Origin of the sequence: Enterococcus lactis, assembly GCF_015751045.1 — a bacterium.
In the GTDB taxonomy this organism is placed as follows: Bacteria; Bacillota; Bacilli; order Lactobacillales; family Enterococcaceae; genus Enterococcus_B; species Enterococcus_B lactis.
Window position 1 is genome coordinate 1 of sequence record NZ_BNJW01000013.1, and the last position, 23,482, is coordinate 23,482.

The window sequence follows — 23,482 nt, forward strand, 5'->3', positions numbered from 1 at the left end:
AATATGATTCTATCATTGTCAGTTCGTCTATGGTAAGATGTTTGTAGGTCATTTATGGTTACACTCCTTTGTTTTCTTTCGTCGGAAATACAATTTGAGTGTACCATAAATGCCTTTTTATTTTTCTAACTTAATTTTACAATTCGCGAAAATATAAAAAATAAAGAGGTTGTGACAAAAAGCGTGTCACAACCTCTTCTTCCAAATAAACGGTGTGTAAAAGCTTGCATCTGCGGTAATAAGTCCAGCCAAATCAAAAACATGGGAAACTATTTTTGCTTGGCTGTTTTTTATTACTTGATGCAGGACAGCTTTTTCACAATCTCTTCTTTAAACGGTGTTTAAAATTTAGTACTTTTTATTATCTTGTCTTATTCCGCCTGTCATTCCTCGATAATCCGACAATATAACTGACTCGTAATGACATAAAGCAAAAGATAGATAAGGATCAATAAGCCACTGACAAGATAAGCCAACCAATAATCGGCAGTTTTGATATACTGAGTGAAAACATTGATTGCAAATACTGCATGAGTGATTCCTAATATCATGGGTGGAAAAAAGGTAAGTGCGTTTTGCTCGAAAATCATCCTTCTAATTCTTCTTTGTGGTATCCCCAGTTTAGTCAATAGGTGATAATTTTCTTTTTCTTCCTCTGCTTCTGCTAATTGTCGAACGGTCAGAATACTGCCAGTAGCAATAATGACGATCATTCCGACAAACAGTGTGACAAAAATATTGATACCAATCCGCCGGTTGACTGCACGCAATTTTGAATAGCTGGAGGAGAAGTTCAACCGAGAACCTTCTTGACTAAATTGAGCTTCCTTCATTTTGTCATCTGGCAGTTTCTTTGTACTAATTTCTCCTTGCAGACGCCCATTTACGATATCATAAGAATAATAAATAGCATTGAGCCACTTTATCGACATTTCACTGCTCAGTCGTTCATCTATCTTTTCATTATTCCCACCTGACACATCCACATTGACTACTTGATAATCTACACCTTTTGCTTTTTCAAAAACGTTATCATCCACGACTAGCACAGGACTTAGATATACCATCGTTTCGTCACCTAATACACTTGGAAGCATTTGTTGAATCTTCAACTCTTGATTATCTGGCAATCCAATACTAGAACCATATAATGAAATATTCCGGAAAAGAGTTTGCATTTGATCAAGCAAAACAGTATAGTTAGGAGATTTCAAAGAAACGTTTGGCAAATCCGGATTAACTTTTCTGAAGGCTTGATATTCTGTTTCTGTGATCAGATTAGCAGTTTGAAACATAGGTTCTTCGAGATCTGGTCTGTAGATACTACCTATGACTTTATAATGCAAGGTGATTTCTTTAGTTATCTTCTGTCCTTCCTCTGCCAGAATAGGCTTGATTTTTTTTTCTGTCTCGACATCAAACTGATAGTCCATCGGGGAGGATACTTTCTCCTGATACGATAAAATAGTAGAAATACTAGCCGTACCGCCAATCGTCATTAAAGAAATTCCAAGAATGACTGTAATTAGAGAATTCGTCCGCCAGCTTTTGAGCAGGTGCACTTGTGTATTACCTATTATTAAAAAATTGATCCCATAGTAATAGAGCTTCCATTTACTCAATATGATCAAAAAGAGCCGAAATGTATAGCAGAAAAACAAATAAGTACCAATCACACAAATGAAAAAGATCAGAAAAGGCAAAAAGAGAATGAATGTCTCAAGGTAATGATGACTGATCATCCATGAAGTGATTTCTCTAAAATGACTAGCCCCAAAATATCCGCTCGTTAAAAGCAATAACCCAATGACAGCGAGTAATCGATGCCTTGTTCTGAAACGCATCGTTGAACTATCTGCTTGTTCTTTTTCTCCAAAACTTCGAATCATCGGGTAGCGCCAGATTTTCCATATCGAATACACAGATACTGCTAAAAGGATGATGAAAAAAGCAAATAAAGTATCTGCGACTGATGGAATGGAGATAAAAAACGGACTATTAAGATCCATATCCATCATTCGAACCAAAATCATGGAAAAGAGTTTGGAGAAAATAATGCCGAGCAATATCCCAAAGATACAGGCAAATAACCCAATTATCATGATTTCCAACACATATATACCTGAAATTTGTAGTTTGTTCATACCAAAAAGTTGATAGATACCTATTTCTTTTTGTCTTCTATTCAAAAAAAATCGGTTGGCACTGAATACGAAAAAAAGTAAAACGACAGTAATGATCAGTCCGCCAAAACTCAATCCACCATCTATCGAAGTATCTGGACTTGCTCTTCTAACTAAAGATTGATCATAAGTCATTGCGCTGAATGAATAATAAATCATCACGGATAAAGTCAAACTGAAAAAATAAACAAGATACCCTCGGGATTGCCGAAAAAAGCTTTTGACGGCTAGTTTATACAGCATTCATTTTTCCTCCTCCACCAATCGTCGCCTGCATGTCGATTACTTTTTCAAAGAATTCTCTTCTTGTCCCTCTTCTCACAACTTCTGAAAAAATCACGCCGTCTTTAATAAATAAAATTCTGTCACAGTAGCTCGCTGTATATGGGTCATGGGTGACTAACAAGATTGTCGCTTTTTCTTTTTGATTCATAGTCTGTAAATAATTCAACAATTCTGTGGCCGACTTCGAATCTAGAGATCCAGTTGGTTCATCTGCAAAGATTACTTGTGGCTGAACAACAAGGGCTCTAGCGGCTGCAATTCGTTGTCGCTGACCGACAGAAAGCTCATCTGGATATCGTTTTAGCAGTTCTTCTATATTCAACAATTGAGCTACGTGTCTTACTCTCTTTTCCATCTCTTCCTTAGTCATCCGTTCAACTGCTAGGGGCAATAGGATATTGTCTTTTGCATTTAAAGTATCGATCAAATTGAATTCTTGAAAAATGAATCCTAGTTTTTTTCGGCGAAAGTCACTGAGCTCACTATTTTTCATTTTTGTGATTTCTTTTCCTTGAATCAAGACACTACCCATCGTAGGCAAATTGATCGTGGATAAAATATTCATCAACGTCGTCTTGCCTGCACCACTTGGACCCATGATCCCAACAAATTCGCCTTCTTCTACTGTGAATGAGATATTATCTAAAGCTTTGACGGGAGAAAGTTTGCTACCGTAGCTTTTACTGAGATGTTTCACTTCGATCATCTTTTCCAATTCTTCTTCTCCTCTTTCATTTCTGTTTATTTGCATAGTAGCATATCTACGAACAATTTGCTCTTATGTTTTTGTCACTTTTTCTTAGCCTAAATAAAAAAATTTTATTCAATTATTTTATTCAGCTAAATTAAATATGCAAAAAACAAATCCATCAACTACAAGTTTTCACTTTTTTTCACAATAAAATATACACTACATATAGTATAGAAATCCAATTATACAGCGGATTGAATACTATATATAGCCGATAATTAGTTGCTCCTTCCTAAATTTTGTTTTATGATAGACAAGAACAATTTAGCAGGAGTTGAAGATAATGAAAGTAAATTATGAAGAGAAAACAGTCGTTACTCAGCAACCAGAGGCACACCAGATGAAAGTTATCAAACGAGATGGCCGCCATGTTGATTTCGATGAACAAAAGATCAACGAAGCACTAATCAAAGCTGAAAAGAAAATTCACGGCTCATTATCCCCACTTACTTACGAAAAAATCCAAATGATTGCAGACTTGGTTGTCCAAGAAATCAAAAGCCGGTTTGCTGAAAATGTCAAGATCTATGAGATTCAAAACATCGTGGAACATATCTTATTAGAAAAAAACGAATATGAATTAGCAGAAGAGTATATCAATTACCGTACAAAACGGGATTTTGCTCGCAGTAAAGCGACAGATATCAACTTTTCGATTGAAAAACTAATCAACAAAGACCAGACTGTCGTGAATGAAAATGCAAATAAAGACAGTAATGTTTTCAATACACAGCGTGATCTAACAGCCGGCATTGTCGGAAAATCGATCGGACTGAAAATGTTGCCGCCACATATAGCAAATGCCCATCAAAAAGGTGATATCCATTACCATGATTTGGATTATCATCCTTACACACCGATGACAAATTGCTGCTTGATTGATTTCAAAGGTATGCTGAACAACGGTTTCAAAATTGGAAATGCGGAAGTGGAATCACCTAAATCTATCCAGACAGCGACAGCACAAATCTCACAGATCATTGCTAATGTTGCGTCAAGTCAATATGGCGGCTGTTCTGCCGACCGAACAGATGAATTGCTGGCTCCTTTTGCAGAATTGAACTATAAAAAACATCTAAAAGACGCGGAAGAATGGATCGATTCGCCAGAACGCCAAAAAGAATATGCAAAAGCAAAAACCAAAAAAGATATCTTCGATGCTATGCAAAGTTTGGAATATGAAATCAATACCTTATTTACTTCAAATGGGCAAACCCCTTTCACTTCATTAGGGTTTGGTTTGGGGGAAAACTGGTTTGAAAGAGAAATCCAAAAAGCGATTTTACAGATCCGAATCAATGGATTAGGGAGTGAAAAGCGAACAGCTATCTTCCCTAAACTGATCTTCACTTTAAAAAAAGGTGTAAACTTAAACCCTGAAGATCCTAATTACGACATCAAACAACTAGCATTGGAATGTGCAACGAAACGAATGTATCCTGATATTCTGAATTACGACAAAATCGTCGAATTAACTGGAAGTTTCAAAGTACCTATGGGCTGTCGTTCATTCTTGCAAGGATGGAAAGACGAAAATGGTCAAGAAGTAAATGTCGGACGAATGAATTTAGGTGTGGTTACATTGAATTTACCAAGAATCGCGATCGAATCAAAAGGAGATCAGAACAAATTCTGGCAGCTATTGTCTGACCGTTTAGAAATCATGAAAGATGCGCTTCTCTATCGTGTAGAACGTTGTAAAGAAGCCATTCCAGCAAATGCGCCAATCTTATACATGTATGGTGCTTTCGGAAAACGTCTTTCACGTACCGATTCTGTCAATGAATTATTCAAAAACCGTCGAGCTACTGTATCATTAGGCTACATTGGATTATATGAAGTTGCTTCAGCTTTCTTTGGTGGCGAATGGGAAACAAACCCAGAGGCAAAAGCTTTCACACTTGACATCGTCAAAGAATTAAAAGCCAATGCGGATGCATGGGGTGATGAATACGGTTATCATTTCAGCGTCTATTCAACACCAAGTGAAAGTCTGACTGATCGTTTCTGTCGTTTAGATACAGAAAAATTTGGTATCATCGAAAATATCACAGATAAAGAATATTATACAAACAGTTTCCACTATGATGTGCGTAAAAACCCAACGCCATTTGAAAAATTGGAATTTGAGAAGGATTATCCAAAATATTGTTCAGGTGGATTCATCCACTACTGTGAATACCCTATGCTCCAACAAAACCCGAAAGCCTTAGAAGCTGTGTGGGATTTTGCATATGATAAAATCGGGTATCTTGGTACGAATACGCCAATTGACCATTGCTATCAATGTGGTTTTGAAGGTGATTTCAAACCAACAGAACGAGGCTTCGAATGTCCAGAATGTGGAAATCATGACCCAAAAACATGTGATGTAGTCAAACGTACTTGTGGTTATTTAGGAAATCCACAAGCTCGTCCGATGGTACATGGTCGCCACAAAGAAATTTCCTCACGTGTGAAACACATGAAATGAGGTTGTGAAAAAGCTGTCCTGCATCAAGTAATAAGAACAACTAAACAAAAATAGCTCCTCATATTTTTCGTTTAGTTGGGCTTATTACCGCAGATGCAAGCTTTTGAACACCGTTTAAGAAAGAGGTTGTGAAATCAGCGCCCTGACCTGAGTATTAGAGAAACAAAATGGAAAAATGGCTCCTCCTATTTTACCGTTTTTTGAGCTAATACCGAAGGTCAGCTGATTGAACACCGTTTATTCAGAATAAGAGGCTGCGACAAGTCTTTTTTCACCACCCTCTTTCGATGGCTTTGTATCTTTGAACATCCTCTATCAAAATAAGAACAAGCTTTCTTGTACAATGGATTTAGGTCAGGTTGTTCTTATTTATGTGGTCGAGTAGATTTTATCTTCAATAGCTATATCTTTGAACCTTAAATGAAAGAAGTTTTTTTATGAGAAATCCAAAACCAAAAGAATGGTTAGCAAAAGACTACAGTCAAAACTATATTGCTGACTACAAACCGTTTAATTTTGTCGATGGTGAAGGTGTCCGTAACAGTCTTTACGTTAGCGGGTGCTTATTCGCCTGCGAAGGTTGCTTCAACAAAGCGGCGCAAAATTTTCGATATGGCAAACCATTCACACCTGAATTAGAAGAACAAATCATCGCTGACTTGCGCAACGATTACGTACAAGGACTGACTTTATTGGGCGGCGAGCCTTTTTTGAATACAGATGTTTGTTTGCAAGTCGTACGACGTATCCGAAAAGAGTTCGGTACGACAAAAGATATCTGGTCATGGACAGGCTATACCTTTGATGAATTGCTACAAGATTCAGAAGATAAATTAGAACTCCTTTCGCAAATCGATATCCTTGTTGACGGACGCTTTGAATTGAGCAAACGTGACCTAAAACTACAATTTCGCGGAAGCAGCAACCAGCGAATCATTGATGTCCAAAAATCTTTAGAATCCAACCAAGTTATGATTTGGGAAAAATGTACGGATGCAACAGAAACCTATGAACAAATCAAAAAACAAGACTTGATATAAAAACAGCTTTGAGAGAGAAAACGGATTTCCATTTTCAACTCTCAAAGCTGTTTTTATATTTCTTGATTTCCCCATAACGGAAGGACGATATTTTCATAGGTCATCGGGTCAAGATTCGTCAAGGTGATTCCTAACAATCGGATCCCTTTTTCTACTCCCAAGATTTCCTCCCATATAAGACTTGCTTGATAAAAGAGCGCTTCTTTTTTATAGATGTATTCTGGCAATGTCACTCTTTTGGTCACAGTAGAATAATCCGTGTACCTGACCTTCAAAACCACTGTTTTCCCATGTTTTTGGACTCTTCTCAGTGCTTCTTCTACTTTTTCAGCTAGTTGGCGCAACTGAGCCAGCACGGCTTCCTCCGTTTGCAATGGCTGTCCATACGTATGCTCTTTTCCCACAGATTTTCGCTCTCTTGTAACATTTACTGGAGAATCATGGATTCCTCTCACTTTACGATAAAGAGAATAGCCCATTTTTCCAAAATTTCGAATCAACATCATTTCTGTGCATTCATATAGGTCTTTTCCTGTATAAATCCCTAACTCATGCATTCTAGGTACAGTTTTCTTCCCTACTCCATGAAATTTTTCAATTGGCAAAGCTTTTAAAAATGGCACAGCATCTTGAGGTGCAACTACTGTGATCCCTCTAGGTTTTTGATAGTCTGATGCTAATTTGGCCAAAAACTTATTGTAACTTACTCCCGCAGAACATGTTAGCTGGACTCTTTCCCAAATATCTGCCTGGATCATTCGGGCGATTTTGATGGCTGACTTGCAATTGATTTTGTTTTCGGTCACATCAAGATACGCTTCATCGATACTAACTGGTTCTACAATGTCTGTATAATGATAGAATACTTCCCGTACTTGTTTGGAAATCTCGCTGTATTTATGATGGTCGCCAGGCTTAAAGATGGCTTGCGGGCAAAGTTCATACGCTTTTTGTGCACTCATTGCTGAATGAATTCCGAATTTTCTTGCTTCATAATTTGCCGTAGTCACTACTCCACGCCCACCAGTGTCACTGGGATGTCTAGCAATTACTAATGGGTGCCCACGAAACTCAGGATGATCTCGTTCTTCAACAGAAGCGAAAAAAGCATCCATATCGATATGAATGATTTTTCTTGATGTATCATTATGTAAAGGAAATTGCAGCTCCATCATCCTCACCTCTTAGCCATTATACAGGAACGTTCGTTCGCATTCAAGAGATTTGAGAAGTTAGTAGCTGTTTTCCACATTGCCGCTTGATTGTATACTACTTATACTATTTCAGTCTAATTCGTGATATTGACGGTAAACTTCTTGTTTTTTCAGTCCATTTTTAAGCGCTACTGCTTTGATAGCAGCATTTGGCTTTTCGCCTGATGCAATCTTTGCTTCTACTTGTTCTTTTAAGGATCCCTGCTCTTCATCCACTTCTGTCCCTGTCGTTTCAAACAAATTTCCTTCTACAAGCAGACAACATTCCCCCTTTACTGGATGTTCTTCGATATATGCAAGTAGTTCTTCTGTACTTCCTCTAAGGTATTCTTCATGGATCTTTGTCAATTCTCGACACAAAACGACTTGGCGATTACCAAAAATGTCTAAGAAATTCGTCAACGTAGCTGTGATCCGATAAGGTGACTCATAGAAAATCAGCGTAGCTGTTTGTTCTTTTAGCTTTTCCAATGTTTCTTTCTGTTCTTTTTTCTTGCGTGGAAGGAAGCCATAAAATAAAAATGGTTGAGGCACTAGCCCTGAAGCAATCAAAGCCGTCATCCCAGCTGTAGGTCCTGGGATAGATATCACAGAAATCCCTTCTTTTATGCAGGCTAAAACTAGCTCATGTCCAGGATCGCTGATGGAAGGCATTCCTGCGTCACTGACTTGAGCAATCGTTTTTCCTTCTTTTAACAAAGCAATCAATTGAGGGACACGTTCTTTATAATTATGTTCATGTAAACTTTTTTGGGGTGTATGAATCTCGAAGTGATTCAATAATTTTTGTGTATTACGCGTATCTTCGCTTGCGATAAGGTCTGCTTCTTGTAGCATACGAACACTTCTGTAGCTCATATCTTCTAGATTTCCGATTGGCGTCGGTACAAGATATAAATTCCCGTATACTGGATTTCCTTTGAAACTTTTTTGATTATACATCTGTCACAATCTCCTTAATAAAAAAACTGGAGCAGTCTTTCTCCGCTCCAGTCTCCTCTTGTTATTGATCATCGACCGCTTTCGCGATAGATCACTTCTAGACAAAACGCACAAGGCTCGTCATTGTCCCGTCTTGATCCATATAAATCGTAGCAGACATGGAAGCCTTCTTCATAAATTTTTTCAAGATTCATACGAGACTTGGAAAGTTCTTGCTTCACATTTTCAGCTGGAGCTTGTGCAACTTGGTTCAATTCCCGAAGATGTTCTCGCAAACGTTGATTTTCCATCTCCAAAGTCGTATTTTTTTCTACGATTTCATGCAAAGCATGCTTCATTTCAACAAGTTCTGTTAATGTATTTCTCAACTCTGATTCTAACTGATTCAATCCGTCGTATAATGATCTCTTATCCATTTATCTCACCTACTTGGATAAATTCTTTCAATTCATCCCATTCATATTCGACAGGATTTTCCCGTCCAGTCAGCCGAATACTAACGATACGGCTAAGCAGATTCAACCCTACGACTTTCCCTTTACCATCAGGTGTAACAATTACTTTTCCAAAGTCAGGGAGTTCTTTTTTTGCTGTCTCGTATTCTTCGCTCTCATATTGTAGACAGCACATCAAGCGTCCGCATAAACCGGAAATTTTTGTTGGGTTCAAAGATAAGCTTTGATCTTTTGCCATTTTGATCGATACGGGCACGAAATCGCCTAAAAAAGAAGAACAGCATAATGGACGCCCACATGGACCAATTCCGCCTATTATCTTCGCTTCATCGCGTACACCAATTTGTCGAAGCTCAATACGAGTACGAAATACAGCGGCTAGATCCTTTACCAATTCTCTAAAGTCGATTCGCCCGTCCGCCGTAAAAGAAAAAATCAGTTTGTTTCGATCAAATGTATATTCAGCTTTGATTATTTTCATTTCCAGCTCACGCAACTGCACTTTTTCTTTTGCGATTTGCAATGCATCACGCGCATCTTCTTTATTTTTTTTGTCTTTTTCTAGTTCAGCTTTTGATGCTTTATGCAAGATTGGACGAATAGCTTCAGGAAGGTCATTGGGATCAATCTCTTTTTTAGGAAGGACAACAGTAGCAATATGTAAGGATTGCTGAGATTCGACTAATACCTTGTCATTATAAATATATTCAGAGTCTCCTGGTGCAAAATAATAGATATGACCTGCATCTCTATATCGGACACCTACTACTTCTACCATTTCCATCCTCCTTGATTCTCGTCCTCTGCGGCAAGCTAAAAAATCGTCTGCAAAACGAACTGTTCCGCAACAGCTTGAAAACCGACATTGCTACGTAGTTTCTGCTCTGCGATCAATATTCGTTCAATTATCTGGTTTATCTGTTTCACTTTGCCATATTCGCCTTTCGCTACTGCTTGACGCTGTGCTTCCTGATAATAAAACATCAGGACAGATAATCCTGTAAACTGCTGTGTTTTTTCTTTAAATGATTTCACTAATTTTTTTTGGACATAGATAAAGGCTTGAGTGTCTTGCTTTTGCAAGTAAACGAACCATTGATAAATCAAGTCCTTAGCATCATTAAACCATTCATCTTGAGAGATTTCAACTGCTTTTCCTAAACTGTTTGTTAAGAAAGCCAAAAGTTTTGATTTTTCTAATGGAATCTGCTCTTCTTGCAATCGATGGATCAATGCTTCTTTTGAAAGTTCTTGAAAATGCAGCACTTGACAACGGGATTGAATAGTAGGGAGAATCCTTCCTACTGCGTCTGTCTCTAATACCGCTAAAAAATCTCCCGGTGGTTCTTCCAAAAATTTCAACAGACTGTTTGCCGCACTGCTATTCATTTTTTCAGCTTCTTTAATCAAAAAAACCTTTTTTCTTGATTCATATCCGCTGCGACTGAATTCCGTCTGCAAACGTCTGATCTGGTCAACTTTGATTGTTTGTCCGTCCGGTTCGATAACCAGAACATCTGGATGTTCTTTCTTTTCGATCCGCTGACAATTGTTGCATTTTCCGCAAGGCTGATTGTCTTCCATTTGGGTACAGAACAGGTGCTGTGCGAGCCACACACCTACTTCATGTTTTCCTGTTCCTTTTTCTCCTTCAAAAAGATAAGCATGAGCGAGACGCCCATGCTCAAAACTCCGTTGAAGCTGCTGATACACGATCGGTTGCATTTGAGCCAAGTTTATTTCTTGATTCATAGCTCAGCTCCTCCTAAAATTGATGGAATCCTTCAACAGGTAAGACGAAGACTGTTGCACCGCCTACTTCTACTTCTACTGGATAAGGGACGCCCCCATCCATCGAGATATCCAATGTAACAGGTGTAGATACAAATTGTTTTCTTGATTCACACGTTTTTTTGATGATTTCCAATGCTTCTTCTACTCGATCATCTTCAATACCCACGATAAACGTGCTGTTTCCAGCCTTAAGGAAGCCGCCTGTCGATGATAATTTTGTGGCACGGATATTTGCATCAATCAATTCATTTGATAAACGGTTGCTGTCTTTGTCTTGGATAATCGCTAAAATAATTTTCATAAACGTTCACCTTCCTAGTTTTCAAAAAATTGCGGATATTGTTCAATAATTGTATGATAACTTGTTTGCAGCACTTCTTCAAAGCTTTTTCTTGCATCAACTTTGTGGATTCTTTTCGGATTCTCTTCTGCCAGCTTTAAGTAAGCATGTCGTACACGCTGGTGGAATTCCAAACCTTCCGAATCTAAACGGTCGATTTGGTTTTGTCTGTTTTTCTTGATTCTTCTTAATCCGGTGTCTGAATCTACGTCAAGATAAAGGGTAAAATCTGGCGTAGTACCTTCTGTAGCAAACTCATTCAACCGAGCAATCTCGGTAACGCCGATGCGTCGGCCTGCACCTTGATAAGCAAGAGAACTGTCGACAAATCTGTCGCATAAAACGATTTTCCCTTTTGCCAGAGCAGGCAAGACCTTTTCGACTAGATGCTGTCTTCTTGCCGCCGCATAAAGTAGTGCTTCCGTGCGTTCATCCATCCGATCATTTTTTGGATCCAGGATCACCGCTCGAATCTCTTCAGCAATCGGGATGCCTCCCGGTTCTCTTGTTTGAATGATTTCTGTTTTTGCTACTTCTTTCAAAAGAGGGAAAAGTTCATTCAAGATGCTGGTTTTTCCTGCACCATCAGGCCCCTCGATTGTAATAAATAGTCCGTTCACATTGTTGCCCCCATCTCTTATGCTGCTTCTATATTGTATCTGAAAAAACATTTAATTAGAAATTTATAACTCGCGTCTTCCTTCGACAGCTTTCAATAACGTGACTTCATCTGCGTACTCGATATCAGAGCCTACAGACAACCCATGTGCTAAACGTGTTACTTTGATACCGGCTGGTTTAATTAGACGTGAGAGATACATTGCTGTTGCTTCTCCTTCTGTTGTCGCATTTGTTGCGATGATCACTTCTTTTACATCTGCATCATGCAGCCGCTGCAGCAGCGAAGAAATATTGATATCTTCTGGACCTGTCCCTTCCATCGGTGATAACACACCATGGAGTACATGATAAAGTCCGTGATATTCCCGCATTTTTTCCATCGCCATTACATCTTTCGGCTCTTCGACCACTAGGATAATGCTGCGATCACGTGAAGGGTTTCTACATATTTCGCAAGGATCTTCTTCTGTGATGTTTCCGCAGATACTGCAAAAGTGTAAATCTCGTTTTACACTTAACAAAGATTTAGCAAATTCATTCACTACTTCATCTTTCATATCGATTGTATAAAACGCGAGTCTTGTCGCTGTTTTCTGGCCGATTCCTGGAAGTTTCATATAGCTGTCGATCAGTTTCGCAATTGGTTCTGGATATTGCATATTCATTACTCCTTCAGTTTAAAACTAAAATCCTGGTAACCCTTTTGCGTATTTCCCTAATTTTTTCTCAGTTTCCACATCAATTTGTGTGATTGCGTCATTGACTGCCATTACGACAAGATCTTGAAGCATCTCAATATCATCAGGATCAACGACTTCTTCATTGATTTGGATATCCTTCATGCGGCGATCACCTGTAAATACGGCTTTGACCAATTCATTAGTGGCTTTACCTGTAAATTCTGTTTTATTTAGCAGGTCTTGTGCTTCCGCCATTTCTTTTTGCATTTTTTGTACTTGTTTCATCATGCCTTGCATATTGCCCATTCCACGCATCATAATTATCTACTCCTTTTTTCTTAATCATCTACTACTGTAACAGCTTCGGAACCAAAAAGTTCCTCTGCTTTTACTACAAGTGTTTCTTCTGGTACTTCCTGTTCTTGAGGGAGTAATTCGATTTCTCCTTCTGATTCTTCAGAAGCAAAAGAATTTTCTGTTCCCTCTTCTTGTGCTTGCGTCAAATAATTTTTTCGAAGTTCTGGCCAACTTTCTCTTGTGATATAAACCGGATCAGGCGCATAGTCTTTGATCATTCGGCTTAAATTATTGTGTACCGAAAGCTGCAGTTCTTCGTCGTTTGCTGCTCTTTGACAAACAATCTCATAATCAAATGCAATCACTAATCCTGTAGGGCCAGCTGCAACTGGTTTACTTGCTTTAAGCATTGCCCGCTGAGTGACAGAGAGGCTCATCAGCAAATCTTCCCATACTTCTTTTACTTGGTTCAGATGCTGTCTTGTCGCTTCCCGCAGAACTTTATATACCCGTTCCGTCGGTACCCGATACGTACTTGTTTGTTTTTTATGATTCGTCTGCTGTACTGGCTGTACTTTTGTATTCGCAGTTCCTGTGTTACTGCGAAGTTCTTTGATTTCGTTTCTCAGTTCCTTGATCTCTTGTTGCAGCTGTTTTACGATCTGATCATCTGCTGATGCCATTTTTGCTGAAGGAACAGAAGCAGACGGTAGCTGTGCGAGTTTGACTGTAGCGACTTCCAAATAAATAGCGGCACTATTAGTAAATCGGATTTCATTTTGTGTATCGCTCAAAATCTTTATCATTGAAAATAGCTGATCCGCTGAAACAGTTTGTGCCAATTCTGTAAATGTACTTCTGATCGTACTTGATTGTTCCTCAACTAGATTGGGCGCTTGCTGATACATCAGCAGATCACGGCAGTATTGTAACATGTCCTCTAGAAAGCGACGTGATTCTTTGCCAGCTGCGAGAATTTGATTCAACGCTTCCAATGCTTCTGGTACTTCTTTTTTCACGCAAGCACTCAAGTAGCTGTCCATCATTTCGTCTGTCAAGCTGCCTGTTACTTGCATGGCATCATCTAAAGTAATCGTTCCTTCACTAAATGAGATTGCCTGATCGAGAATACTCAATGCATCCCGCATCCCGCCTTCTGCGGAACGGGCAATCACATTCAATGCAGCTGGTTCATAGCTGATAGTCGATTCTTTTAAGATAAATTCAAGATGTTCGACAATATCTGCCGTATTGATCCGTTTAAAATCAAATCGTTGGGTTCGTGAAATGATCGTAGCTGGTATTTTGTGAGGTTCGGTCGTTGCTAAGATGAATATGACACTTTCTTTTGGCTCTTCCAATGTTTTCAACAAGGCATTGAAAGCTCCTGTTGAAAGCATATGTACCTCATCAATAATGTACACTTTGTACGCTGCCTTTGTAGGCGCATAATTTGCCCGATCACGGATAAATCGGATTTCTTCGACTCCATTATTGCTGGCAGCATCGATTTCGATCACATCTTCTTGCGTACCAGCAGTGATTGATCGACACATTTTGCATTCGTTGCATGGTTCACCGTCTTTACTGTTCGGACAGTTGATTGCTTTTGCGAAAATCTTTGCTGCACTTGTCTTTCCGGTTCCTCTGGGTCCTGTAAACAAATAGGCATGTGAGGTTTTGTGGGAAACAATAGCATTTTTTAGTGTCTGTGTCACAGCTTTTTGTCCAACGATGTCTTCGAAACGCTGCGAACGCCAGACTCGATAAAGTGCTTGATATGCCATAAGGATCCCCCTTTTTTAAAAAATTCACTATCTCTTATTATACGTGATATTGGGGAAAAAAACTACTATCCTTCTCGGCTTTTTCAGGTATTTAATCAATACGCAAGTTTCCATTTCAATTCCGTCTCTAGTCCGAGAAGTTTCACTTCTTCCTATGGTATAATAAATAAACAATAATTGTTTGGCATTAGCTGAATCAGAGGAGGAATTTTTTATGGGTCTTATCAAAGCAGCAACAAGTATGGTCGGCGGCGGTCTGGCAGATCAATGGCTAGAAGTCATCGAACCAGACAATATGAGTGATACAACGGTTATGACGAAAGGTGTCAAAGTTCGCAAAGATGACAAACGTGGCTCCAATCGTAAAGGAACAGAAGATGTTTTAACAGACGGAACAGTCGTCCATGTCTATCCAAACATGATGATGCTTTTGGTCGATGGTGGAAAAATCATCGATTATACCGCTGAGGAAGGGTATTACACCATTAAAAATGACGCAGCTCCTTCCATGTTCAACGGAACACTGAAAGAAGCAATTGCTGAAACATTTGACCGATTTAAATTTGGTGGCGTTACACCGCAGAAACAACAAGTTTTTTATATCAACCTCCAAGAAATAAAGGGAATCAAATTCGGTACGAGTGCGCCATTGAACTACTTTGATAATTTCTATAACGCAGAATTATTCTTACGGGCACATGGTACTTATTCTATTCATGTCGTTGACCCGATTTTATTTTATACAAACGCAATTCCTAAAAACAAAACACAAGTAGAAATCAATGATATCAACGAGCAATACTTAGCAGAATTCCTAACAGCATTGCAATCAGCAATCAATCAGATGTCTGCGGATGGACAACGGATTTCTTATGTACCATCTAAGAGTCTGGAGTTAAGCAAATACATGGATACTGCACTGGATGATTCTTGGCGCGAGTTGCGAGGGATGGAGATCGTCTCTGTCGCTGTGGCCAGCATTTCTTACACAGATGATTCTGTGAAACTAATCAATATGCGTAACGAAGGGGCGATGCTAGGTGATCCTAGTGTGCGTGAAGGATACGTGCAAGGTTCCATTGCCCGTGGAATGGAAGCAGCCGGAAAAAATGAAGCCGGAGCAATGACTGGCTTTATGGGCGTAGGTATGGGAATGAATGCAAATGGCTCTTACCTTTCCCAAGCGGCTCAAAACAACCAAGAACAAATCAAGCAACAAGCTGAAAAACAAAATCAACAAGCCGCACAAGGGAATGCAGATACTTGGACGTGTCCAGTCTGTGGGACAGAAAATTCCGGAAAATTCTGTTCCAACTGTGGCGCTGCCAAACCAGTAGAAAACGCTCAGCCTAAGCTACAGATGCGTTGCAGCGAATGTAACGAAATTGTGGATCTTTCCAACGGTATCCCTAAATTCTGTCCAAACTGCGGCAAACCGTTTAAAGGAATCCCCGTTGATTAATTTATTGAGAAAGGTGTGCAGCTGATGGATGTTCTGACACATAAATGTCCTAATTGCGGCGGTCCGTTGACTTTTGATCCTAAAGACCAAAAATTTCATTGCGAATACTGCCTGAATATCTATACCGAAGAAGAAGTCAGCCAATATGAGCAGAAGCAAAAAGAAGCGCGTATGGCTGGCGAAGAGAACAAAGAAGAACCTTCGCCTACAGAAGATTTTACTTTTACAGCCCAAGAACAGCTTACCGACATGAGTGAAGCCGAGCGCAAAGCGTTTGACGAGGCAGGCGGTTTTTCAGATACAGCGGACGAAGCTGCAGGTAATACTGTAGCGATGGATCTTTTCCTTTGTCCCAACTGTGGTGCAGAGATTGTGACCGATGCGACCACTGCTGCGACTTATTGTTACTACTGCCATAATCCCGTCGTACTATCGGGACGTTTAAGCGGAGAATTCTTGCCAAACAAAGTACTTCCTTTTGCTGTCGAGAAAGAAGAAGCAATCAATAGATTTCTCGCTTGGACCAAGAAAAAATGGTTTGTTCCAAAAGCTTTTTTCAATAAAGACCAAATCGATAAGCTGACGGGTGTATATTTCCCTTATTGGGCTACAGATGCTGAAGTAGATGGCACAATGCAGGCAAACGGCACCGTTATCCGCATTTGGCGAATAGGTGACATCGAATACACAGAAACGAAGCAATTTGCTGTTTCAAGAGCAGGCAAGCTTTCTTTTAAAGAACTAGTAAAAAATGCCTTATCAAAAAATACGCAACAAAAGATGGTCGAAGGTGTGCAACCTTTCCCGTTAGATAAAGCAATTGATTTTAAAAGCCAGTATTTAGCCGGGTTCCAAGCAGAAAAAAGAGATATCGAATACGAGGCAATCAAATCGCAAATCCAATCTGAATTAAAAGACTATTCAGAGAAGCTGTTAAAAGATACTGCCAATGGGTATACAACATTGACAGGAGTCCGAACCTCTGCTTCAATCACAAATGAAGTAAATAATTACGTATTGTTGCCGGTATGGCTCGTTACTTATCGAAGCAATGACTCAAGTAAAAAAGTCTACTACTATGCAATGAATGGACAAACAGGAAAAGTCAGCGGTGTCCTGCCGATTAGCCAGAAAAAATTAGGACTGACTGCTCTTGGGATTTTCGTTGGATTAGCGATCCTCTTTCTGATCGGAGGTTACTTGATATGATGAAAAAATTCTTTTTGTTCTTTCTTTTGCTAGTAAGTGTTAGTTGGCCAGTGGCTACTCATGCGGATACAGCGACGGTAAATGACGAGGCTGGGTTGTTCACTACAGATCAAATCCAATCTTTGGAACAACAGGCAGAAAAGCTGAATGAAAAAATCAAAGGACGAGTCTTGATCGTCACAACTACTTCTAATTCAGAAGAACCAAGAGACTTTGCCGATAATTACTTAAGAAAGGCAGTCGGAAATGATCAAAATGGCTCAGTTTTGCTATTGGATATGGGACAGCGTGAAATCTACATTTCGACTTCTGGTAATATGATCGATTATTTGACTGACAGTAGAATCGATTCGATCTTAGATGATGTTTATGATCAGATGACGAATGCTGCCTACTACGATGCTGCAAAAGCGTACTTGTCTAAATCAGCCACATATGTGGAAGACGGAGTTCCAGGAGGACATTATCGTGTAGATGAAGAAACTGGCAAAATCACACGCTATAAAGTTTTGACGACAGTGGAAATCATCATTGCTGTTGTTTTGGCTCTTATCCTTAGTCTTGTCTTTTATTTTGTGACTGTTTCGCGTTATCAATTGAAATCAGGCATCTACAAATATCCGTTCCGAGAAAAATCCAGTATCAAATTAACTGAAAAAACCGATCGTCTGACAAATTCTTTTGTCACGACAAGAAGAATCCCCAAAAGCCCACCTCCTGGAAGCGGCGGTGGCGGAAGTACTACCCACTCTAGCGGTGGCGGAACTTTTGGCGGTGGCGGAAGAAGTTTCTAAAAATAGCTAAATGAATGTTCGCAAAAAGGGCTGTGACACGATTTTTGTCACAGCCCTTTTGTTGCGAATAAACGGTGTTCAAAAGCTTGCATCCGCGGTAATAAGTCCAGCCAAGTTAAAAACATTAGGAGCTGTTTTTACTTGGCTGTTCTTATTACTTGATGCAGAACAGCTTTTTTACAATCTCTTGGTAAACGGTGTTCAATCAGCTGACCCTCGGTATTAGCTCAAAACGCTGATTTCACAACCTCTTATTCACGGTGTTCCAGAAGTAGCTTCTTCGGAAATAAGCCGAAATTTGTCAAAAAATTTGAGTAACAATTTTCGGAAATTCCTTCTTATTTCTTGAAGCTGACCACTTCTGTCACAACCTCTTTGTTCATCAAAAGATAATATTGTCTTCTAACAAGTCCATATTCAAAATAACGATATGATGATCTTTCACTGTGATAATACCATCTTTTTTCAACTGCTTTAAAATTCTGTTCACACTGCTAGCAGTTGAAATACCACAAAATTTGGCGATTTCTTCATTTGTGATCGAAAAATCGATCAGCATCCCCTCTTCTGTTCGCACACCGAATAAATCATATAATTCGTAAAGTTGCGTACAAACAGCTCCCAGTTTTCCATTTAACAGCATTTGTTGCATTTTTTTCATCGAATAAAGCAAGCGATAGCGGTAATACTCTTTTACATAGTGTTGCAGCTTTGGATCTTGGTTGATATTTTGCCAAAATCGCACACGATTGATTCGATAAAACTCTGCATATTCTGATTCAACTCGAATATTATACGGCGAATCGATGAATTGTGAATATTCGTCTTTTAAAAGAGAGACGATTTCAAGATCTTTGATATAGCGAAGGTTAAATTCTCTCCCATCATTTGAAATAACACTTGCTTTTACCGTTCCCTCTTTCAAGATATACGTATGGGAATCTTCCATCCCTTCGAATGTCAAATATTTATGATATCCTTTGCGTATTATCGGAAAATCATTTTTATCCAAATATTCCTTTAAGACTCTACTATCCAATGATGCTCCCCCATCCAAACTTTCATCTAAAAAGATCATACAGTACTTTAAAACTTTTTAAAGTCCAAAGGTATTTTACTAATGATATTAACATTTGTTAAGTACCTTTTTCTATCACTTATGCGATTTTTTTCCTTTTTTTTATTCGTTATACTGCAGAAGTAAAATTTTTTAAGAATAGAGGGAAAAAACATGAATTACTGGATGAACACAATCATTAATCGATTAGAAACAGCGTATCAAACAAGATTTGACATGAAAGCTTCTTTAGTCTTTTTAAATGATGCGTATCAAAACTCGATCGAATTGATCAAAGCAGTGGATGAGAATCCAACAAACGAATGCGAAGAATTTTTAAACCTGTTTATGTCTACACGGGATTTATTTATTCGCCAACTTGTTGATCGCTATCCATCCAATTATCACGATGTAGAAGTCCAAATACAAAAATTAAAAGCATATTCAGCTTAAGGGGAATGTATAACATACATGGAAAAGAAATTATTTAATAAATATTTTATCGGAATCACATTGATCAATTTTATTGTCTACCTAATTTATTATCTGTTGATGGTCATCATGGCAGTCATTGCGCAAGACACATTACACGCCAGCTTGAGCCAAGCAGGTTTTGCTTCTGGAATATATATCATCGGAACATTGCTGGCACGCTTATTCATGGGGAAACAGTTAGAACTATTTGGTCGGAAGTTTACCTTAAGAGGCGGCGCGATTTTCTATCTTCTGACAACATTAGCTTATCTTTATACACCAACTATCGGGGCATTGTATTTAGTTCGATTCTTGAATGGATTTGGTTACGGTACAGTTTCTACAGCTACAAATGCTATCGTTACTGCATATATCCCTGCATCTAAAAAAGGGGAAGGCATCAATTATTACGGATTAAGTACTAGTTTAGCTGCCGCTGTTGGACCATTTTTAGGAATGATTTTGCTGAACATGACTGACTTTCGTTTCATTATTTGGTTTTCAATTGTACTGGTCTTCTTTGTTACGATTGCCTGCCTTGTCTTTCCTGTAAAAAATATTCCATTATCTGAAGAACAAAAAACATCTCTTCGTTCATGGAATATCAATAGTTTTATTGAAAAGAAAGCACTTTTCATTACAGGAATCGCCTTTTTGATGGGTCTTTCTTATTCAAGTGTTTTATCATTTTTATCTTCTTATACAAAAGTAATCCACTTAGTTGCTGCTGGGTCATTTTTCTTCGTCGTATATGCTTTGGTCATCACATTTACACGTCCATTGACTGGAAGGATTTTCGATGTCAAAGGAGAACAATACGTGATGTATCCTAGCTATTTATTCTTAACAGCAGGATTATTTTTACTGAGTGTAACGACGAATAGTGTGACATTGCTTATTTCTGGAGCATTAGTCGGCTTAGGTTATGGTACGTTCATGTCAAATGGACAAGCTGTCTGTTTGAAGATCGTAAAAGAACACCGCATCAGTATTGCTTTGTCTACCTACTTTATTGGTTTAGACCTAGGCTTAGGGGTTGGTCCTTATTTGATGGGGATGCTAAAATCTCTTACTTCATTTAGAGGATTGTATGTGATTGCCGGAGTCATTCCATTGATATGTACAGCGCTCTATCTTGCTAATGGACGAAAACATAGTCATGAAGCAGAAGGCGAATTGATTGAATCATTGAAAGATGAAATTTGATCTTGATGAATAGATAAAAAAACCGTTCAGATCTGAAAATGATCTGAGCGGTTTTTTGATAAAAACAACTGATGCTTTATTCCATTTTTCGTTCGTCTGGTACGATTCCTTGACTTAACAACCACTTGTGGAAGAACCATTCTGCCACACCGATCAATAGAGCAGGAATCAAGACTTTCATCCAAATATCGACTGTATCATTCATAAAGTATAGATAGAGCCACAAGATAACTGCAGCTGAACCAGCATCTGCGATCGTCGCTGCGATGTTCCCTACTTTACGTAAGATCAACAGATCCCCTAGCACATAGATCATCACTACGATAATTACTCCAACAATCGTTGAATCCATAAAGCTAACACCGTATAAACCGGTCAGCACGACCCACAGAATTGCCCAGATCATGATTGCCTTCACTACCAACGCCTTCACATGTTTCATTTTCTGCACTCCTTTCTCCTGGAGAAAAAAGTAAGATTATCTAACAAGATAACCTTTTCATTATTATACCATCGGCTAAGAGAAGCGAGCAAAGATAAGGTCCTATCTAAGAAAATGAAAAAATGGGAAAACACCTTAGAATATTCACGCAATAATTCATCCATACAGACATTCGATATGGTGTTCCTTTACTTTCTCATACTGTTCTTTTGCCAGTTCGTTACTTGTCACCAGATAATCGATTTCATGAAAAGCAATGGCTTGATGCATGAATTTATGTGCGATTTTTTGCTGTGTAACTAAAACGGCAAGCCGGTCTGCTTGTTTTCTATTTTTAGGTAAATGGTTTTTTACTAGAAATAAGTCCTCATCATTCAATCGAACTTTTTTTCCAAGCTATTAAGATGGGAGAAACAACAGTTAAAAAAAGAAGACCACTTAAGGATACTACAGAAATAAGTCCTATGGTTTGGATCAAAAATCCATAAATAATATAACCTAAAGAGACAAAAATATTAGACAAATAATTAATTGTACTAATCGCTTGAACCTTCTCTTCTTCTGGGAATTGGGCCAAAAAATGCTTCATGGAAATGATAGTAAAAATTGCTGTTATTGCTGTAAATAAACTATATATTACAAAAAAATTATTCAAATAAGATTCATAAAACATAAGAATAATGAAAAAAAGTAAGAAAAAACCTGAAATCAACAGACTAGATATTCTTAGCACAAATACATCATTCTTTTCTTGATAAATTCCCAATGCAATAAAAGAAAAAATCCCTTCGATTACTGTGATAATAGTCATAGATAAGCCAATCACTACCGAAGACGATAAATCAATTTGATCAAAACTGTAAATCATTATGACGTCTTTATTTGATAAGAATACCATGCTAGAAACAATCAAGATAAGTAGAAGTGGAGCCAATTGCTTTTGACTTCTTAAGTCGCCTAATTTATTTCTGTAAATTTCTAAAAAACTTACTTTGTCAGTCAATTTATTTTCTTTCGGGCGAATAGTCATAGAAAAACAGAAACAACTTGTTGTTATAAAAGTGACCGATATAAAAACAATTGTTCTTTCTATGGACCAGATACTATAGATGATTCCTCCAATTAAAGGAGATAAAATTTTCATTATTAGAACCATCATTTGAGTGGAAGTCGCTGATATTTCAATCATATCTTTATCCTCAAATATTTCTGATAATATCGGTATACAACCACCTAAATAGAAGACCTCAAAAATTCCAAGGCCAACAAGCAAAACGACAGGCACTATAATTGAAGTTATTTCCATTGAACTGTACAAAAAATAGATTATTATGCCTAAAAATCCTACAGCGACACTAGAAATTCCCATAATGTACCTTTTGTCATATTTTTCATTAATGAATCCGGATATCGGAGAAAATACAATATTAAAAATACTAGAAGCTGCTACTGCTACAGAGAATATGAGCGCTGATCCTGTTTCTCTTAAAACATCTAGCACTAAAATAAATTGCAGAACTTGACTACTCATAAATAGAATCATTGTTGCTAGAGAATTTTTTAGGTAATTTTTTTCTTTCTTAATATTAATTATTTTTACCTTCACTTTGTTTCCTTCCATCTTCTTCCCTCCTAATATTCAGCTATTATGGATCTTATTCTTCTTTTGGATCAATCAGTTTTTCACACTAAATGGCTACGTGTATTGCTTAATATAAAAATAAATAACACAACATTTTTTTGATAAATAGTTTAAACTTCGTTTTTATCCAACAAAAATCATAACATACTCAAATTATATTTACTATATAACTTATAAAAATAACAAATAAAAAAACAAACGAACATCCATTACTATGATGAATTCGCTGACAACACTTAATTGCTATAAACTTGAATACAAAAAACAGAATCCTCTTAAAGAGAATCTCGTTAAATATCGATACCTCAATTTGAATCTATCAATGGATCGAAAA

Annotated in this window: 23 protein-coding genes; 7 read left to right on the top strand and 16 right to left on the bottom strand. The window is 38.1% G+C overall.

Annotated elements, in window-relative coordinates:
- Positions 1 to 383 precede the first annotated feature (383 nt).
- Together KFO35_RS08170 and KFO35_RS08175 are read right to left on the bottom strand one after the other, a co-directional pair.
- Complete coding sequence (locus KFO35_RS08170; protein ID WP_002315427.1) at positions 384 to 2,426, bottom strand: ABC transporter permease; 2,043 nt, start codon at positions 2,424 to 2,426, stop codon at positions 384 to 386.
- Complete coding sequence (locus tag KFO35_RS08175) at positions 2,416 to 3,183, bottom strand: ABC transporter ATP-binding protein (RefSeq protein WP_002310242.1); 768 nt, start codon at positions 3,181 to 3,183, stop codon at positions 2,416 to 2,418. The genes KFO35_RS08170 and KFO35_RS08175 overlap by 11 nt, the downstream gene beginning before the upstream one ends.
- A 319-nt stretch (positions 3,184 to 3,502) precedes the next feature.
- Between KFO35_RS08175 and nrdD the strand changes: the two genes are divergently transcribed.
- Both nrdD and nrdG read left to right on the top strand, forming a co-directional pair.
- Positions 3,503 to 5,692, top strand: coding sequence for an anaerobic ribonucleoside-triphosphate reductase (gene nrdD, locus KFO35_RS08180; RefSeq protein WP_002292349.1), 2,190 nt, complete (start codon positions 3,503 to 3,505; stop codon positions 5,690 to 5,692).
- Positions 5,693 to 6,129: 437 nt separating this feature from the next.
- Positions 6,130 to 6,732, top strand: coding sequence for an anaerobic ribonucleoside-triphosphate reductase activating protein (gene nrdG, locus KFO35_RS08185; RefSeq protein WP_002292348.1), 603 nt, complete (start codon positions 6,130 to 6,132; stop codon positions 6,730 to 6,732).
- Between the two features lie 53 nt (positions 6,733 to 6,785).
- Here the strand turns inward: nrdG and dinB are convergent, their stop codons facing one another.
- From dinB to dnaX, 10 genes are all read right to left on the bottom strand, one after another.
- On the bottom strand, positions 6,786 to 7,907 hold the full coding sequence (gene dinB, locus KFO35_RS08190; protein WP_002310241.1) for a DNA polymerase IV: 1,122 nt from the start codon (positions 7,905 to 7,907) through the stop codon (positions 6,786 to 6,788).
- 108 nt (positions 7,908 to 8,015) lie between these two features.
- Entirely contained in the window at positions 8,016 to 8,888 is an 873-nt protein-coding gene (gene rsmI, locus KFO35_RS08195; RefSeq protein WP_002315428.1) for a 16S rRNA (cytidine(1402)-2'-O)-methyltransferase, read from the bottom strand.
- A gap of 68 nt (positions 8,889 to 8,956) precedes the next feature.
- A complete protein-coding gene (locus KFO35_RS08200; RefSeq protein ID WP_002288076.1) occupies positions 8,957 to 9,304 on the bottom strand; it encodes a DNA replication initiation control protein YabA in 348 nt (115 codons plus the stop codon).
- Positions 9,297 to 10,121, bottom strand: coding sequence for a PSP1 domain-containing protein (locus tag KFO35_RS08205; RefSeq protein WP_002292343.1), 825 nt, complete (start codon positions 10,119 to 10,121; stop codon positions 9,297 to 9,299). Before KFO35_RS08205 ends, KFO35_RS08200 begins: the two co-directional genes overlap by 8 nt.
- 35 nt (positions 10,122 to 10,156) lie before the next feature.
- A complete protein-coding gene (gene holB / locus KFO35_RS08210) occupies positions 10,157 to 11,095 on the bottom strand; it encodes a DNA polymerase III subunit delta' (RefSeq protein WP_002292342.1) in 939 nt (312 codons plus the stop codon).
- A 13-nt stretch (positions 11,096 to 11,108) separates the two neighbouring features.
- Positions 11,109 to 11,438, bottom strand: coding sequence for a cyclic di-AMP receptor DarA (darA, locus tag KFO35_RS08215; RefSeq protein ID WP_002292340.1), 330 nt, complete (start codon positions 11,436 to 11,438; stop codon positions 11,109 to 11,111).
- A 14-nt stretch (positions 11,439 to 11,452) separates the two neighbouring features.
- On the bottom strand, positions 11,453 to 12,097 hold the full coding sequence (tmk, locus tag KFO35_RS08220) for a dTMP kinase (RefSeq protein WP_167513742.1): 645 nt from the start codon (positions 12,095 to 12,097) through the stop codon (positions 11,453 to 11,455).
- Between the two features lie 63 nt (positions 12,098 to 12,160).
- The gene (gene recR, locus KFO35_RS08225) at positions 12,161 to 12,757 is read right to left on the bottom strand and encodes a recombination mediator RecR (protein WP_002292338.1); all 597 of its coding nucleotides are present in this window, start codon (positions 12,755 to 12,757) and stop codon (positions 12,161 to 12,163) included.
- Positions 12,758 to 12,781: 24 nt separating this feature from the next.
- Positions 12,782 to 13,096, bottom strand: coding sequence for a YbaB/EbfC family nucleoid-associated protein (locus KFO35_RS08230; RefSeq protein ID WP_002315430.1), 315 nt, complete (start codon positions 13,094 to 13,096; stop codon positions 12,782 to 12,784).
- Positions 13,097 to 13,116: 20 nt separating this feature from the next.
- Entirely contained in the window at positions 13,117 to 14,862 is a 1,746-nt protein-coding gene (dnaX, locus tag KFO35_RS08235; protein WP_002315431.1) for a DNA polymerase III subunit gamma/tau, read from the bottom strand.
- A 214-nt stretch (positions 14,863 to 15,076) separates the two neighbouring features.
- Between dnaX and KFO35_RS08240 the strand changes: the two genes are divergently transcribed.
- From KFO35_RS08240 to KFO35_RS08250, 3 genes are read left to right on the top strand one after another with little or no spacing between them, the layout of a single operon-like run.
- Complete coding sequence (locus tag KFO35_RS08240) at positions 15,077 to 16,324, top strand: SPFH domain-containing protein (RefSeq protein ID WP_002315432.1); 1,248 nt, start codon at positions 15,077 to 15,079, stop codon at positions 16,322 to 16,324.
- Between the two features lie 24 nt (positions 16,325 to 16,348).
- Positions 16,349 to 17,533 carry a TFIIB-type zinc ribbon-containing protein gene (locus KFO35_RS08245; RefSeq protein ID WP_002315433.1) on the top strand — a complete coding sequence of 395 codons (1,185 nt, stop codon included), beginning with the start codon at positions 16,349 to 16,351 and terminating at the stop codon, positions 17,531 to 17,533.
- Positions 17,530 to 18,327, top strand: a complete 798-nt coding sequence (locus tag KFO35_RS08250) for a TPM domain-containing protein (RefSeq protein ID WP_002315434.1) — start codon at positions 17,530 to 17,532, stop codon at positions 18,325 to 18,327. Before KFO35_RS08245 ends, KFO35_RS08250 begins: the two co-directional genes overlap by 4 nt.
- Positions 18,328 to 18,709: 382 nt before the next feature.
- Here the strand turns inward: KFO35_RS08250 and KFO35_RS08255 are convergent, their stop codons facing one another.
- On the bottom strand, positions 18,710 to 19,366 hold the full coding sequence (locus KFO35_RS08255; protein WP_002289231.1) for a Crp/Fnr family transcriptional regulator: 657 nt from the start codon (positions 19,364 to 19,366) through the stop codon (positions 18,710 to 18,712).
- A gap of 192 nt (positions 19,367 to 19,558) precedes the next feature.
- On the opposite strand from KFO35_RS08255, the gene KFO35_RS08260 reads away from it, so the two are divergent.
- Both KFO35_RS08260 and KFO35_RS08265 read left to right on the top strand, forming a co-directional pair.
- Positions 19,559 to 19,837: a hypothetical protein gene (locus KFO35_RS08260; RefSeq protein WP_002289230.1), complete on the top strand. Its 279-nt coding sequence runs from the start codon at positions 19,559 to 19,561 to the stop codon at positions 19,835 to 19,837.
- 18 nt (positions 19,838 to 19,855) lie between these two features.
- Positions 19,856 to 21,064, top strand: coding sequence for an MFS transporter (locus KFO35_RS08265; protein ID WP_156272243.1), 1,209 nt, complete (start codon positions 19,856 to 19,858; stop codon positions 21,062 to 21,064).
- 76 nt (positions 21,065 to 21,140) lie between these two features.
- Here the strand turns inward: KFO35_RS08265 and KFO35_RS08270 are convergent, their stop codons facing one another.
- The 3 genes from KFO35_RS08270 to KFO35_RS08280 form a co-directional block, all read right to left on the bottom strand.
- A complete protein-coding gene (locus tag KFO35_RS08270) occupies positions 21,141 to 21,506 on the bottom strand; it encodes a DUF2512 family protein (protein WP_002289228.1) in 366 nt (121 codons plus the stop codon).
- Positions 21,507 to 21,662: 156 nt separating this feature from the next.
- Positions 21,663 to 21,884 (bottom strand): DeoR/GlpR family DNA-binding transcription regulator, encoded by a 222-nt coding sequence (locus KFO35_RS08275; RefSeq protein WP_002315437.1) that lies wholly within the window; start codon positions 21,882 to 21,884, stop codon positions 21,663 to 21,665.
- Positions 21,877 to 23,127 (bottom strand): MFS transporter, encoded by a 1,251-nt coding sequence (locus KFO35_RS08280; protein WP_002315438.1) that lies wholly within the window; start codon positions 23,125 to 23,127, stop codon positions 21,877 to 21,879. Before KFO35_RS08280 ends, KFO35_RS08275 begins: the two co-directional genes overlap by 8 nt.
- Positions 23,128 to 23,482: the final 355 nt, after the last annotated feature.

What these genes read in the sequence shown, in the direction of transcription:
- KFO35_RS08170 (WP_002315427.1), bottom strand. Translation starts at nt 2,426, where the DNA reads ATGCTGTATAAACTAGCCGTCAAAAGCTTTTTTCGGCAATCCCGAGGG.
- nrdD (WP_002292349.1), top strand. Translation starts at nt 3,503, where the DNA reads ATGAAAGTAAATTATGAAGAGAAAACAGTCGTTACTCAGCAACCAGAG.
- nrdG (WP_002292348.1), top strand. Translation starts at nt 6,130, where the DNA reads ATGAGAAATCCAAAACCAAAAGAATGGTTAGCAAAAGACTACAGTCAA.
- dinB (WP_002310241.1), bottom strand. Translation starts at nt 7,907, where the DNA reads ATGATGGAGCTGCAATTTCCTTTACATAATGATACATCAAGAAAAATC.
- rsmI (WP_002315428.1), bottom strand. Translation starts at nt 8,888, where the DNA reads ATGTATAATCAAAAAAGTTTCAAAGGAAATCCAGTATACGGGAATTTA.
- KFO35_RS08200 (WP_002288076.1), bottom strand. Translation starts at nt 9,304, where the DNA reads ATGGATAAGAGATCATTATACGACGGATTGAATCAGTTAGAATCAGAG.
- KFO35_RS08205 (WP_002292343.1), bottom strand. Translation starts at nt 10,121, where the DNA reads ATGGTAGAAGTAGTAGGTGTCCGATATAGAGATGCAGGTCATATCTAT.
- holB (WP_002292342.1), bottom strand. Translation starts at nt 11,095, where the DNA reads ATGAATCAAGAAATAAACTTGGCTCAAATGCAACCGATCGTGTATCAG.
- darA (WP_002292340.1), bottom strand. Translation starts at nt 11,438, where the DNA reads ATGAAAATTATTTTAGCGATTATCCAAGACAAAGACAGCAACCGTTTA.
- recR (WP_002292338.1), bottom strand. Translation starts at nt 12,757, where the DNA reads ATGCAATATCCAGAACCAATTGCGAAACTGATCGACAGCTATATGAAA.
- KFO35_RS08230 (WP_002315430.1), bottom strand. Translation starts at nt 13,096, where the DNA reads ATGATGCGTGGAATGGGCAATATGCAAGGCATGATGAAACAAGTACAA.
- dnaX (WP_002315431.1), bottom strand. Translation starts at nt 14,862, where the DNA reads ATGGCATATCAAGCACTTTATCGAGTCTGGCGTTCGCAGCGTTTCGAA.
- KFO35_RS08240 (WP_002315432.1), top strand. Translation starts at nt 15,077, where the DNA reads ATGGGTCTTATCAAAGCAGCAACAAGTATGGTCGGCGGCGGTCTGGCA.
- KFO35_RS08245 (WP_002315433.1), top strand. Translation starts at nt 16,349, where the DNA reads ATGGATGTTCTGACACATAAATGTCCTAATTGCGGCGGTCCGTTGACT.
- KFO35_RS08250 (WP_002315434.1), top strand. Translation starts at nt 17,530, where the DNA reads ATGATGAAAAAATTCTTTTTGTTCTTTCTTTTGCTAGTAAGTGTTAGT.
- KFO35_RS08260 (WP_002289230.1), top strand. Translation starts at nt 19,559, where the DNA reads ATGAATTACTGGATGAACACAATCATTAATCGATTAGAAACAGCGTAT.
- KFO35_RS08265 (WP_156272243.1), top strand. Translation starts at nt 19,856, where the DNA reads ATGGAAAAGAAATTATTTAATAAATATTTTATCGGAATCACATTGATC.
- KFO35_RS08270 (WP_002289228.1), bottom strand. Translation starts at nt 21,506, where the DNA reads ATGAAACATGTGAAGGCGTTGGTAGTGAAGGCAATCATGATCTGGGCA.
- KFO35_RS08280 (WP_002315438.1), bottom strand. Translation starts at nt 23,127, where the DNA reads ATGGAAGGAAACAAAGTGAAGGTAAAAATAATTAATATTAAGAAAGAA.